We start from the raw sequence: 12,892 nt of genomic DNA on the forward strand, positions 1-12,892 counted from the left end.
TCCCTTACCCTAAGCGCATGCCGTCCGCGTCGAAATAGAGCGGCTTGTCCGGCTGGATTTTGACGATGTCTCCGCTCTTCAGCCTGGTATCGGCGTCGGTCACGGTGACGATGTCGTTTTTCTTGAATACCAAATGAAGGCGCGTCTGGTCGCCGAGATGCTCGACCCGTTTGACCAGTGCCTCCTGACCGTCGCCCTGGGTGATATGCTCAGGGCGCAAGCCGATGCTCACCGCTCCCGGCGGCGAGCCGGGGAACGTATCGGCGGCAAGCACATTGATCCGCGGCTGACCGAGCCTTGTCGCGGTGTAGAGGCTCACCGGCCGCTCATAGATTTCGCGCGGCGAGCCAAACTGCACCAGCCTGCCTTCGTGAAGAACGCCGATATGGGTCGCCATCGTCATCGCCTCGATCTGGTCGTGGGTGACGTAAAGCAAGGTGGCACCCGAATTGGCTTGGATACTCTTGAGTTCGATGCGCAGATCGGCCCGCAGCTTGGCGTCGAGAGAGCTGAGCGGTTCGTCCATGAGATAGATTTGCGGATTGCGCACCAGCGCCCGGCCGATCGAGACGCGCTGCATCTCGCCGCCCGAAAGATTGGTCGCCTTGTTGTCGAGCTTGTGAGAAATCTGCAGCATCTCCGCGATCGATTTCACCTTGCGGTCGATATCTGCCTTCGAAGTCCTCAACAGAGGTGATTTCAACGGGAATTCGAGGTTCTGGCGCACGGTCAAATGCGGATAGAGAGAATATTGCTGAAACACCATCGCGACATTGCGCTCGGCGGGCGTAAGGTCCCTGACGGAGCGGCCGGCAAAATAGATGTCGCCACTGTCCGGCTTGTCCAGACCCGATACCATGCGCAGCGCCGTGGTTTTCCCAGCGCCGGTCGGCCCCAGGAGAACGACGAAGGAACCGCCGGGGATCGTCAGGGACAGATTGTCGAGCGCCGCGTGGCCGGCAAATGTCTTCGTCACATTTTCAAGAACCACATCAACCATGACGCAAGACCCTCTCATTGGCTTCAGACAGCAGCGCCTGCCCTTTCATATCGTCGAAGATGGTCAGCGTTTGCGGATCGAATTCAAGACCGATGATCTCGCCCGACGTTACGGACTGCTTCGCAGGCGTGCGTGCCTTGATCTCCCCGTTGGGTGTGGCCATCGTGACGATCTGGGTCGTGCCGAGATATTCCGTGGCGAGCACCCGTCCGCGGTAGGCCGAGGCATCGGAAAAGCGGATGTGCTCCGGCCTGACCCCCAGCGTCAACTTTCCGCTGGCCCCCTGACGCGACAAGGGAACCGTAACCCGGTGTCCGGAAAGCTCGATGACATTGCTTCCGATACCGATCATGCCGTCAAAATCGAAGAAGTTCATCGCCGGGGAGCCGATGAACTTGGCCACGAATTTGGTGGCTGGCCAATCATAGATGTCCTGCGGCTTGCCGAACTGTTCAACGACGCCGTGGTTCATGACGACGATCTTGTCGCCCATCTGCATCGCTTCAAGCTGATCATGGGTGACGTAAACCGTTGTCGCGCCGATGCGATCGTGAAGGGCGCGCAGCTCCTCGGCCATATGTTCGCGAAATTCCGCATCGAGGGCACCAAGGGGTTCGTCCATGAAAAAAGCCTTCGGCCGGCGCACGATGGCACGGCCAAGCGCAACGCGCTGGCGGTCACCGCCCGACAGCCCGCCGACCGGCCGGTCGAGAATATTCTCGATCTTGAGGATACGCGCCACCTCTTCCACCCGCGTTTTCGCCTCGGCGCGAGACATTCCCTGGCTCAGCAGCGGATAGGAAATGTTCTTGCGTACATTCATATGCGGATAGAGCGCGAACATCTGGAAGACGAAGGCAATATCGCGTTGACTTGCCGGCTTCATGCCGACTTCCTCGCCATCGATATAGATTTCACCGCTGGTCGGCAGTTCGAGGCCCGCCATCATGCGCAACGTTGTGGTCTTGCCGCAACCCGACGGTCCAAGCAACATGAAGAACTCGCCGTCCTCCACGGTGAACGAGGAGGACTGGACAGCAGTGAATGCTCCGAACTCCTTGCGCACATTCTGAATTCTGATCTGTGCCATGGTTACTCCGGAAAATGACTGACGATGATGAACATCACGGTGCCCACCAGGGTGACGATGAAGGACGCGGAGTACAGCGACAGGGCGAATGGTTGCATCAGCATGAACACACCGAGCGCGATGAGGATCGATGCGACCATCTCCCAGGCGCCGCGCCTGAACCCGCGCAATCCCTTTATGAATTCCGTCATTTGCGGACAGCTCCAAATGTAATGCCGCGCAGCAGGTGCTTGCGAAGGACAATCGTGAAAATCATGACGGGCACGAGAAACAGCGTCGCGCCTGCGGCCACTGCTGGCCAATCCTGACCGCCGACACCGATGATGGTTGGAATGAAAGGTGGCGCGGTCTGGGCCGTGCCCGAGGTCAGGAGAACGGCGAAGGCATATTCGTTCCAGGCAAAGATCAGGCAGAAGATTGCCGTCGATGCGATGCCGGTCATGGCCTGCGGCAGGACGACCTTGTAAAACGCCTGGAAGCGCGTGTAGCCGTCGATCAGCGCCGCCTCTTCGTACTCGATCGGAATCTCGTCGATAAACCCCTTGAGGAGCCACACCGCCAGCGACAGGTTGACGGCCGTGTAGAGCAGGATCATGCCGGCATGAGTGTCATTCAGCCCGAGAGACCGGAACATCAGGAAGATCGGGATGGCGACGGCGATCGGCGGCATCATGCGCGTCGACAGGATGAAGAACAGCAGATCATCCTTGAGCGGAACCTTGAAGCGCGAGAAGGCATAGGCCGCTGCCGTGCCCAGCACGATGCACAGAACGGTCGAGCCGAAACCGATGATCATCGAATTCGAAAACCGCTCCAGGAAGCGCGATGGCCCGGCAATCACGAAACCATCCTTGCGCACGATACGGTCATACCAGGTGTTGGGTTCGCCGAGCTCCTTCAAATCCTGCTCCGTCGCCCGGGTGCGGGTAGTGAACAGGTTGACATAACCTTCAAGGGTTGGCTGGAAGACGGTCTTGGGCGGATAGGCGATGGCATCTGACGGTGACTTGAAGCTCGTCGCGATGATCCATAGGAGTGGCAGGATCGTGATCAGGGCATAGATAACGACAAGCGTTCCGGCAGCCCATTTCTGACGAACGGAAGGTTCTGTAACGGAATAGCTGCTCATCTTTGCTTCACCTTGTTCAGGGCTTTGACGTAGATCGACGCGAGGCCGAAGACTGTCACGAAAAGGATGACCGCGTAGGCCGACGCATATCCAGTGCGCCACTTTTCGAAGGCTTCCCGCTTAAGGTTGATGGACGTCAGTTCCGTGATCGACCCAGGCCCTCCCCCCGTCAGCTGAACCACGAGGTCGAACATCTTGAAGTTCTCGATGCCCCGGAAGAGAACTGCAAGCATCAGGAACGGCAGCACCATCGGAATGGTGATCGTCCAGAACTGCCGCCATTTGCTGGCGCGGTCGCACTCGGCCGCCTCGTAGATGCTGCTGGGGATGGAACGCAGGCCCGCCAGGCAGATCAGCATGACGAACGGCGTCCACATCCAGGTATCGACAATGACAATCGCCCAAGGGGCGAGCGAGACGTCGCCGATCATCGAAAAGGCGGAAGGGTCCGTACCAGTGAGATAACCGACCGCGTAATTGAACAGGCCGATTTGCGGCTGGTAGAGGAATGTCCAGAAATTGCCGACCACCGCGGGGCTCAACATCATCGGCAGGACGATGACCGTCGTCCACAGGTCGTTGCCGCGAAATTTCTTGTTGATCAGATAGGCCAGCGCGAAGCCGATCAGCACCTGCAGGACGATAGTCCAGATCAGGAAATGCGCCGTCGCCTGCATCGTCTGCCAGATATCCCCGTCCGTGAGGACGCTGATGTAATTTTTCAGCCCGACAAACTGAACCTCGGCATTGGGGCGGTTGACCCGGAAATTGGTAAAGCTCAGCCGCACTGTCCATATCAAGGGAAAGATGTTGACGGCGAGCAGCAGGAAGATTGATGGCGCCACGAACAGCCAGGCGATCGCTCTATCGGAGAGCCCTTGGCTGCGTTTGGACACGACAGGCGACGTTTCGCCCACGGCCCGGTCGGCCGATGAATCGAGCATGGTATTCCCCTAAATCAGAAGCAGCATAGTTCGCAGGACCGGCTGGCAACCAACCGGTCCTGCACAGACACCCGGAACCGCGGGGAGGTCACGCGGTCAGCGTCTAGTACTTGCCTTCGTCTTCGAAGATCGTCTTCCAGTCATCGACAAGACCATCAAGCGCTTCCTTGGCGGTGCCCTGCCCGGCAATGACGTAGTTGTGGAAGCGTTTCTGCGACGCCTGCAGCAGCGAGGCATAGGACGGCTCGGCCCAGAAATCCTTCACGATTGCCATGGAATCAAGGAAGGTCTGGGCATAGGGCTGGCTTTTGGCAAAACCCGGATCCTCGACCACCGCGCGCAGCGCCGAATACCCACCCAGCTGCCACCACTTGGCCTGGACGTCAGGCTGGGCGAACCACTTGATGTATTCAAGGGCTGCATCCTGCTTTTCGGAAACAGCAACCACCGAGATGCCCTGTCCGCCAAGCTGAGCGAACTGCTTGCCATCCGGCCCCGCCGGGTTGGGGAAGTAGCCGGACTTGTCGCCACCGACATTGGGGTCAGCATTGATGCCAGGCCAGGTGAAGGCGAAGTTCATCTGCAGCGCCACCTGGCCGGATTTATAGGCGTCGATGTTCTCCGACATATAGGCGTCGGATGATCCGGGAGGAGCGCAGCAATTGTAGAGCTCCTTGTAGAACTCCAGTCCTTTTACCGATTTGTCGGAATTGACATATCCGTCGAGTTCGTAGGGCTTGTCCGGGTTCTGGTATTCGAAGCCGTAGCTGTAGAGCACGTCCATTGCGCCCATGGTGATGCCTTCGGAGCCGCGTTCGGTATAGATCGCGGCGCCATACACGGTCTTTCCGTCAATCACGCGGCCCTGGAAGAATTCCGCGATGTGCTTCAGTTCTTCGAAGGTTTTCGGAACAGCAAGATCGTGGCCATATTTCTGCTTGAACTCGGCCTGCAGCTCGGGCCGCGAGAACCAGTCCTTACGGTAGCTCCAGCCGACGACATCGCCGAAAGCGGGAAGCGCCCAGTAGTTCGGCGTTCCCTTGGGCCATTCGGAATAGCCCGTGACGGTTGCCGGAATGAAGTCGCTCATCTTGATGCCTTCTTTGTCGAAGAAGTCATTGAGCTTCACATACTGGCCATTTTCTGCCGCGCCGCCGATCCACTGACTGTCACCGATCATCAGATCGCACAGCTTGCCGCCGGAATTCAGCTCGTTGAGCATGCGGTCTGCGAAGTTTGGCCAGGGAACGAATTCGAAGCTCATTTTATGGCCGGACTTGGCCTCAAAATCCTTGCTGAGCGCTACCAGCGCATTGGCCGGATCCCAGGCAGCCCAGCACAAGGTCAAGTCTTCCGCCTGAGCCGATGTTGCCGCTCCCAGCGACATCAGTCCGGTCACGACGCCGGCCGCTAATGCCGATTTCAGATATGAACGTGGCATGAAATCTCCTCCCTAGTGACACTCCGACCTCCATCGGCACGTGTCTGAACGCTCTTGGCGAGCACAACTAAGGCCAGCCCAGCGGACAAGCCCTCCCTCCAACACCCGGCTTCGCAGTCTGTCGACCGCCTTCGCCGCCGTCGTTGGCATGGTATAACTGAGGTGCGCACCTCAGTGCAAGATGATTTTGAGGTGCGCACTTCAATTTCTTGCTTTTTTGCGCAGACTGATGGAAAACAGGATCGGGCCAATGCGTAAGAACGGAAGACTATAGATGATACGACCCACCGCGAAGGATCTGGCCGAAGCCGCCGGCGTCAGCTTGGCAACGGTCGACCGGGTACTGAACGACAGGCCGAATGTCAGCGCCCGGGCGTCACGGAGGGTTCATGAGGCCATTGAAAAAATTGGCTTTGTCCGCAATCTCGCCGCAGTGGCTCTTGCCCGCAACAAAATCTATCGGTTCCGCTTCGTCCTGCCGAGCAAGGGAGATCAATATCTGCAGGAACTGCTTCAACGTGTGGCCGAAGCAAGCCGGACACTCAAATCCGACCTGACGGAAATTACCGTTGATCAGATTGCGACCGACGACCCCTATCAACTCTCACGGCATCTGGCGGCGATCGAAACCGAAGACGTGGATGGCGTTGCCGTCATGGCGCCGGAATCGCCACAGGTGCGCGATGCACTCGGCCGCCTGATGACGCGCGGCATTCATCTTGTCCAGTTTCTATCCGGCCAGGAAAAATTGAAGACCGCGGATTTTGTCGGCGTCGACAACTTCGCCGCTGGCGCAACCGCCGGCAGGATCATCGGCCGCTTCCTCGGCAACGAGCCCGGCAAGATCATGATTGTCGCCGAAACCATGGTGGCGCGCGACAGTATCGAACGCCGCCGCGGCTTCGACAGCATCATCAACGAACAGTTCCCGCACCTGCGCGCATTGCCATCGCTTGAGACCTATGGGGACCAGAGCCGGGCAGCCGCAATCATACAAAATGTCGTTGAACGCCATCACGATATCCGGGCGGCCTATGTCCTCAGCCCGGAAAGCCGAATCCCGGTTTCAGCGATCTCGCAGCACGCCGACCTGCAGAAAGTGACTGTTGTCGTCCACGAACGCACACCGTTCAGCGAGGAAGCCCTACGCACGGGCCGCATCGATGCCATCATCGCGCAAGACCCCGGCCACGCCGTCCGCAGCGCTGTCCGCATCATGCGCGCCCGCGCTGATCTGCGCGACCCCATAGCCGCGCAGGAAAAAATCAGGATCGAAGTTCTGCTGAAAGAGAACCTGTGAGCAAAACATCCAGGCGGGCCGCAACGGGCTTCCGTTAAATCCAGAAATGCGGCGATGCCTGGATACCGTTGAGGTAGAACCGGCCGAGATCATGCGCACAGGGTCGAACGCGCACCAGCAAAACCTCAACCTTCGCAGTGATTTCGTTCCAGCCAGCGCTTCGTAGCGCGGTCTGCATAGCCGTTTCTGCACATGTTTCCGGCTGATGGTCGGCGCGAGCGGCAGGCATGGCGTGACGTTCGAGAAAACGTGTCGCCCATCACGCGCCAACCGTCTTGAGCTTGTGCTCGGCCTGCAATTCACGCCGTTTGACCGCCTCGATGTCACGATAACCGTCAGCTGGATGGGTCTTGGGCAAGTAAGGTCCGTCACCGAACAGCTTTTCCCTGAGCGTCCCCGGCTTGTAGGCCGTGGGGTATGCGCCGCGCTTCTGCAATTCCGGCACGATATGGCCGACGACATCCTCAAAACTGTCTGGTGTCACCGCATAGGCTATGTTGAAGCCGTCGACACCGGTATCCTCTACCCACTCCTGCAGGATGTCGGCAATCCGCTCAGGTGAGCCGACGAAGACAGGCCCCATGCCGCCGATGCCGCCGAACTGTGCGAGTTCATCGATCGTCCACGATTTGTCGCCGCCGGCAATGTGCTCGACGAAGGAGTGGATCGCATTGGTTTCGATCTTCTCCACCACGTCAGTCCGCGCATATTGGCCAAAGTCGATACCGCTCCAACCAGACATGAAGGTCAGCGATCCGTCATAGGAGACGTAGCTCTTGTACTCCTCGAACTTCTTTTGCGCCTTCTCTTCGGTTTCGCCGGTGATGATGGTGATCAGCGTGTAGATAAACACCTTTTCCGGATCGCGGCCCGCCTGGGCGATGCGTTCCCGAATGTCGGCGACATAGCCCTTGAGCACTGATCGGGTCGGGGCGGCGACAAAGATGCACTCGGCATGGCCAGCGGCGAAAGACTTGCCGGGGCCTGACGCGCCGGCCTGATAGAGCACCGGCGTCCGCTGCGGCGAAGGCTCGCTCAGATGATAGCCCGGCACATCGAAATACTTGCCCTTGTGGCCGATCTCGTGAACCTTGGCCGGGTCGGTGAAGATGCGCTTCTCGCGGTCGCGCAGAACCGCACCCTCTTCCCAACTGCCCTCGAAGAGCTTGTAGAGCACTTCGACATATTCATTGGCGACCTCGTAACGGTTGTCATGGCCGCGAAGACCGCCTTGGCCGATATTCTTCGCTCCGCTCTCCAGGTAAGACGTTACGATGTTCCATCCGACCCGGCCTTTGGTGTGATGATCAGCCGTCGCCAGCCGGCGAGCGAAGGTGTAGGGGTGCTCGAACGAGGTTGATGCCGTGATGCCGATGCCGAGATGCTCGGTGGCGAGCGCGATCGGGGCGGCAAGCTGCAGCGGATCGTTCACGGGGATCTGCGCCGCCTGGTGGATCGCATGATAATTCGACCCCTTGTAGACGTCGTAATAGCCGATGACGTCGGCGATGAAGATACCATCGAAGATGCCGCGCTCCAGAGTACGGGCCAGATCCTGCCAATAGTCGAGATCCTTGTATTTCCACGACAGGTCGCGCGGATGCGACCACAAGCCCGGCGACTGGTGGCCAACGCAGTTCATGTCGAAAGCATTGAAACGGATTTGACGGGCCATGGATATCTCCGGTTTGCAGACTGACAGCATTGGAAATGCCGCCATAACCCGGACAAAAATAGTCGTAAATCGCCACAAATACAGATAATCTATGTTTTTTATATTCTAAATGGGGGAATCGAATTCCAGTGCGACGCCTCCCGATGAGACCCCGCAAGCCTTAAGTGATGATCGATGTGGTAAGCATTCGCAGCGCGAAAGATAGCGGCGAAACGCTGCGGCCCCGCGCGATCGGCCCATATGTCCGCAACCTGTATGTAGCGATACGGATTGTTGCGAAAAACTGAGATATAGATTGCTTCATTCACTTCAGCATTAGGACAGGTGCTACCTTTGCCGCCGATTGAAAACACCGGCAGTCCGAGGTGGCTTAAAACAAAACCACCGCCTCAAGACGATTGTCGAGGCGGCGGTAAACGCACGAGAGAAACGTTGGTCGCGGCTAAAAGGCCTCGAAATCTCCCGCAGCTTCGGTCAGCGGCTGCGAATGGCCATGCCGCAGCATGCCGTTGCCGAGCGACTTCTGCATATCGGCAAGCTTGACGAGATTGAGGGCGGTGGTCACATCGACAAGCCACGACTGCGGAATGGCCGCGGTGACGGTGTCGATGAACTCCGCAAGCCCGCGTGTCTTCTGAACGGCCAGATCGATCCCCTGCAAGACCTTTATCCGATCAGGCGATTCCAGAACCGCCTCGCCGTGGATATCGCTGAGCATCGGCTCTATCCGCTCGATGAGATAAGCCACATCGTAGAGTTCCGAAACGATGCGCATCATCACGTCCGGGAGTGCCTCATCGACGTGAGGCATATGGCTCTTCATTTCAGTCAGCATTTCACGCCCTCACGCTGGCAACCAATGCCGTTCGGAACTACCCCCACCGAACGGCTACGCTAAACACTTTGCCAAAGCACATCCCGGGCTTCCGGAATGTGACCCAAGCGCTAGAAAAACTCGATCGCATTGTCGACCGGCTTCGGCACCGGCCTTGGGCGCTGCTCCTGCGCCACGGCTTTCTGCGCTTCCACGCCCGTCAGCGCATATTGCCGGGCCCGGCCGCTCAGCGGCCAGTATTCAAGCTTGCGGCCGTGATCGCCACCAGTGCTCTCGCCGACCACCTGGATCCCCTCGTCCATCAGGAACTGGCGCGCGAACAGCGCGTTCTGCTCCCCGACATTCGAGAAGCGGGCGATCGTCTTCGCACCACCAAAGATTTTCGCCTCCAGCCGTTCGCGGCGGGCTCCTTTCTTCAGGAGCCCGTTGATCAGCAGCTCCATCAAATGCACGCCGTAACGCGTTGCATCGCCGCCCGACGAAATGGCATCCGCCGAGCCCGGCAGAAGGAAATGGTTCATGCCACCGACGCCTGCGACCGGATCGCGCATGCACGCTGCCACGCAGGAGCCGAGGATGGTCGAAAGCACGACATCTGGATCGTTGACCACCTTCCATTCGCCCTGGATGACATGCACACGCCTGGTCGCAGCCTCAGTGATCATTTCAATGCCCCAAATACGGCTTCGATTGCGGCCTTCATCTTTTCAATGGTGAAAGGCTTGGCGAGCACATTGTTGGCTCCGAGCGCTGCGGCCTTGGTGACCAATGCACGGTCGCCCTGCGCCGTCAGCATGATGAAGGCGGCCTTCTTCGTGGCCGGATTGTTGCGCACGGCAGCAAGCAGGCCAAGGCCGTCCATCTTCGGCATGTTGAAATCGGAAATCACCAGGTGATGCGGCTGCGCTGCCATGATCTTGGCACCCTGCTCGCCGTCGCCGGCAACCGTGATCTGCTTGAAACCGAGCTGCTGCAAGGCATCGCCCAGCAGCAGGCGGCTGGTGACCTGATCATCAACGATCAGAACTTTGATTTTTTCCGCTAGGGACATTATTCGCTTCCTTCTCTTCGGGCGGCAGTACTTTTCAGGACTTCTTCCCCGATTGAGCCGAGGGGGAGTTGTGTTTCGACGGCACCCAGTTCGTAGGCAACCCTCGGCATTCCATACACAACACAGGTTTTTTCATTCTGACCGAATGTGCGGGCACCTGCGTGGCGCATTTTCAAGAGACCGGATGCGCCATCACGGCCCATTCCGGTCAAGATCACACCGACTGCGTTGCGGCCTGCAAGTTCCGCAACGGAATCGAACAAGACATCTACGGACGGGCGGTGACCGTTGACCGGTTCGCGGTCCAGCAGGCGGCAGCTGGGTGATGTTGGATTGACGACCTGGAGGTGGCGTTCACCGCCTGGGGCCAGATAGATCTTGCCGATCTCTAGCCGAGCGCCATCCGTTGCTTCCGCAACCGTTGGGGCGCAGATGCGGTTGAGACGCTCGGCAAAGCTCTTGGTGAATGTGTGCGGCATATGCTGCGTGATCACCGTCGGCGGGCAATTGGCCGGGAATTTCTGCAGAACCGTGATCAGGGCTTCGACGCCTCCGGTGGACGATCCAATCGCGACAATCTTGCGGCCGGCCCGGTAGTCGGAAGCCGCATTGGTGCTGGCAGCGCTTGGAGCCGCGACCTTGTTGCCGGAAATGATGAACTTGCGCTGCGAGCGCGCCGCAGCCTTCACCTTTTCGGCAAGATCGCGAAACGGATGCGGATCGCCCGGCAACGGTTTGCCGACGCAATCGAAAGCCCCGATTTCGAGAGCCGCCAGCGAGGCTTCCGCGCCCTTGTGCGTCAAGGTCGAAACCATGATCACCGGCATGGGACGCAGACGCATGATCTTTTCGAGGAATTCCAGCCCATTCATGTTGGGCATCTCGATGTCGAGCGTGATGACGTCCGGGTCGAGATCCTTGATCGCCTGGCGCGCCTGCATGGCGTCGGCCGCCTGGCCAATGACCTGGATGTCGGGATCGCTGCTCAAAATAGCCGTGATCAGCCCGCGCATGGTGGCCGAATCGTCAACGACAAGAACGCGCGCAGCACTCATGAGCGGCCTCCATGTGGTTTACCGGTGTAGCGATAGGTGGTGATGCCGATATTGTCGAACACCGACTTCGCGTCGCCGGACACGCGTTCGGAATGGCCGATATAGAGATGACCCTTGGGGTTCAGCATGCCGGCAAAGCGCGACCAGATCTTCATCTGGGTGGGCTCATCGAAATAGATCACGACGTTGCGGCAGAAGATCACGTCGAACTGGCCCTTGAACGGCCACTGTGCCATCAGGTTGAGTTCGTTGAAGGTGATCAGCTTCTTCACCCGGTCATCGACCTGCCATTTCTGACGGCCGTTGACACTGGTTTCCGTGAACCACTGCTTGCGCATGGCCGGGCTGACGGTTTCAAGAGCCGTTGCGTCATAGCTTCCGGCCCGGGCCAGCGCCAGAATCTTCGGATCGATATCGGTTGCAAGAATACGGAAATCGAGGTCGGCCGCATTCGGCAGCATCGACAGAACCGTCAGCGCAATCGAATAGGGCTCCTGCCCGTCCGAGCAGGCAGCCGACCAGATACGCACCCGGCCACCGTTCTTCGCGCGGGCGATCAGTTCCGGCAGGACGTCCGATTTCAGGTGCTCGAAATGGTGGTTCTCACGGAAAAAGCGGGTAAAATTCGTCGTCAGGTGCGAAAGCATGTCGCGGCGCTCGGCGGCACCGGCAGGCGATGAGACCAGCTGGCAATATTCGCGAAAACCCTTCAGGCCGATATTGCGGATATGCTTGGAAAGCCGCGAGTAAACGAGCGAAGCCTTCGATTCATTGAGATAGATGCCGGCATCGGCATAGATCATGGCAGCGATCTCCACGAGGTCGCGGCGGGTCAGCGGATATTCTCCGCTCGCCAGGCACTCGTCCGGGGGCAGCTTGCTGTCAAAGGCGGCCGGCATGCTCATGCAGCTTCACTTTCGTAATGAGGAAAGACGGCCTCAAGCTCAATCAGGCAGATCATCCGCCCTTCGATCGCCAGGATGCCGCGGGCAAATGTCCGCTCGAACTCGGAGGTCATATCCGGCGTCGGTTGGATATCTTCGTCCTTGATCGTCAGGATGTCGGAGACCGCCTCGACCAGAAGGCCGACGAGCCGGTTCTTGACTTGCGTGACGATGATGACGTGGCGTACCGTCGGCTCGGCCGGCGCCATGCCGAGACGGGCGGACAGATCGATGATCGGCAACACTGCACCGCGCAGGTTGATGACGCCCAGAACATACTGTGGCGCATGTGGCATCGGCGTCGCCGGCGTCCAGCCGCGGATTTCCCGTACAGACATAACGTTGACGCAGAATTCCTGATTGCCCATGCGGAACGCGATCAATTCGCGCCCGCCATTCGCCAGACTTTTTGCCAGATACGTCATAGT

The 12,892-nt window shown here is 58.7% G+C and carries 15 protein-coding genes; 1 reads left to right on the plus strand and 14 read right to left on the minus strand.

The genetic code is table 11. From position 1 onward, the window contains the following. Nucleotides 1-4: 4 nt before the first annotated feature. From ASD36_RS03800 to ASD36_RS03825, 6 genes are all read right to left on the minus strand, one after another. The gene (locus ASD36_RS03800) at nt 5-1,000 is read right to left on the minus strand and encodes an ABC transporter ATP-binding protein (RefSeq protein ID WP_060500247.1); all 996 of its coding nucleotides are present in this window, start codon (nt 998-1,000) and stop codon (nt 5-7) included. Beyond that, a complete protein-coding gene (locus ASD36_RS03805; protein WP_060500249.1) occupies nt 993-2,090 on the minus strand; it encodes an ABC transporter ATP-binding protein in 1,098 nt (365 codons plus the stop codon). Before ASD36_RS03805 ends, ASD36_RS03800 begins: the two co-directional genes overlap by 8 nt. Nucleotides 2,091-2,092: 2 nt before the next feature. After that, entirely contained in the window at nt 2,093-2,281 is a 189-nt protein-coding gene (locus tag ASD36_RS03810) for a hypothetical protein (RefSeq protein ID WP_060500252.1), read from the minus strand. After that, nucleotides 2,278-3,219 (minus strand): carbohydrate ABC transporter permease, encoded by a 942-nt coding sequence (locus tag ASD36_RS03815; RefSeq protein WP_060500254.1) that lies wholly within the window; start codon nt 3,217-3,219, stop codon nt 2,278-2,280. Before ASD36_RS03815 ends, ASD36_RS03810 begins: the two co-directional genes overlap by 4 nt. Continuing rightward, nucleotides 3,216-4,163, minus strand: coding sequence for a sugar ABC transporter permease (locus ASD36_RS03820; RefSeq protein ID WP_060500256.1), 948 nt, complete (start codon nt 4,161-4,163; stop codon nt 3,216-3,218). The genes ASD36_RS03815 and ASD36_RS03820 overlap by 4 nt, the downstream gene beginning before the upstream one ends. A 103-nt stretch (nt 4,164-4,266) precedes the next feature. Next, on the minus strand, nt 4,267-5,604 hold the full coding sequence (locus tag ASD36_RS03825) for an extracellular solute-binding protein (protein WP_162246305.1): 1,338 nt from the start codon (nt 5,602-5,604) through the stop codon (nt 4,267-4,269). A gap of 277 nt (nt 5,605-5,881) precedes the next feature. On the opposite strand from ASD36_RS03825, the gene ASD36_RS03830 reads away from it, so the two are divergent. Beyond that, entirely contained in the window at nt 5,882-6,904 is a 1,023-nt protein-coding gene (locus ASD36_RS03830) for a LacI family DNA-binding transcriptional regulator (protein ID WP_060501324.1), read from the plus strand. A 34-nt stretch (nt 6,905-6,938) separates the two neighbouring features. Here the strand turns inward: ASD36_RS03830 and ASD36_RS30455 are convergent, their stop codons facing one another. The 8 genes from ASD36_RS30455 to ASD36_RS03865 form a co-directional block, all read right to left on the minus strand. Then, nucleotides 6,939-7,082, minus strand: a complete 144-nt coding sequence (locus tag ASD36_RS30455) for a hypothetical protein (RefSeq protein WP_156393802.1) — start codon at nt 7,080-7,082, stop codon at nt 6,939-6,941. Nucleotides 7,083-7,163: 81 nt separating this feature from the next. Further along, nucleotides 7,164-8,579 (minus strand): LLM class flavin-dependent oxidoreductase, encoded by a 1,416-nt coding sequence (locus ASD36_RS03835; protein ID WP_060500258.1) that lies wholly within the window; start codon nt 8,577-8,579, stop codon nt 7,164-7,166. A gap of 442 nt (nt 8,580-9,021) precedes the next feature. Next, nucleotides 9,022-9,414, minus strand: coding sequence for a hypothetical protein (locus ASD36_RS03840; protein WP_060500261.1), 393 nt, complete (start codon nt 9,412-9,414; stop codon nt 9,022-9,024). A gap of 110 nt (nt 9,415-9,524) precedes the next feature. Continuing rightward, entirely contained in the window at nt 9,525-10,079 is a 555-nt protein-coding gene (gene cheD / locus ASD36_RS03845; protein ID WP_037105537.1) for a chemoreceptor glutamine deamidase CheD, read from the minus strand. Beyond that, nucleotides 10,076-10,465 (minus strand): response regulator, encoded by a 390-nt coding sequence (locus ASD36_RS03850; RefSeq protein ID WP_037105534.1) that lies wholly within the window; start codon nt 10,463-10,465, stop codon nt 10,076-10,078. Before ASD36_RS03850 ends, cheD begins: the two co-directional genes overlap by 4 nt. Continuing rightward, entirely contained in the window at nt 10,465-11,520 is a 1,056-nt protein-coding gene (locus ASD36_RS03855) for a chemotaxis response regulator protein-glutamate methylesterase (protein WP_060500263.1), read from the minus strand. Before ASD36_RS03855 ends, ASD36_RS03850 begins: the two co-directional genes overlap by 1 nt. Next, complete coding sequence (gene cheR, locus ASD36_RS03860) at nt 11,517-12,425, minus strand: protein-glutamate O-methyltransferase CheR (protein ID WP_060500265.1); 909 nt, start codon at nt 12,423-12,425, stop codon at nt 11,517-11,519. Before cheR ends, ASD36_RS03855 begins: the two co-directional genes overlap by 4 nt. Next, a complete protein-coding gene (locus ASD36_RS03865) occupies nt 12,422-12,889 on the minus strand; it encodes a chemotaxis protein CheW (protein WP_060500267.1) in 468 nt (155 codons plus the stop codon). The genes cheR and ASD36_RS03865 overlap by 4 nt, the downstream gene beginning before the upstream one ends. Nucleotides 12,890-12,892: the final 3 nt, after the last annotated feature.

It is taken from the genome of Rhizobium sp. Root1334 (assembly GCF_001426665.1).
In the GTDB taxonomy this organism is placed as follows: Bacteria; Pseudomonadota; Alphaproteobacteria; order Rhizobiales; family Rhizobiaceae; genus Pararhizobium.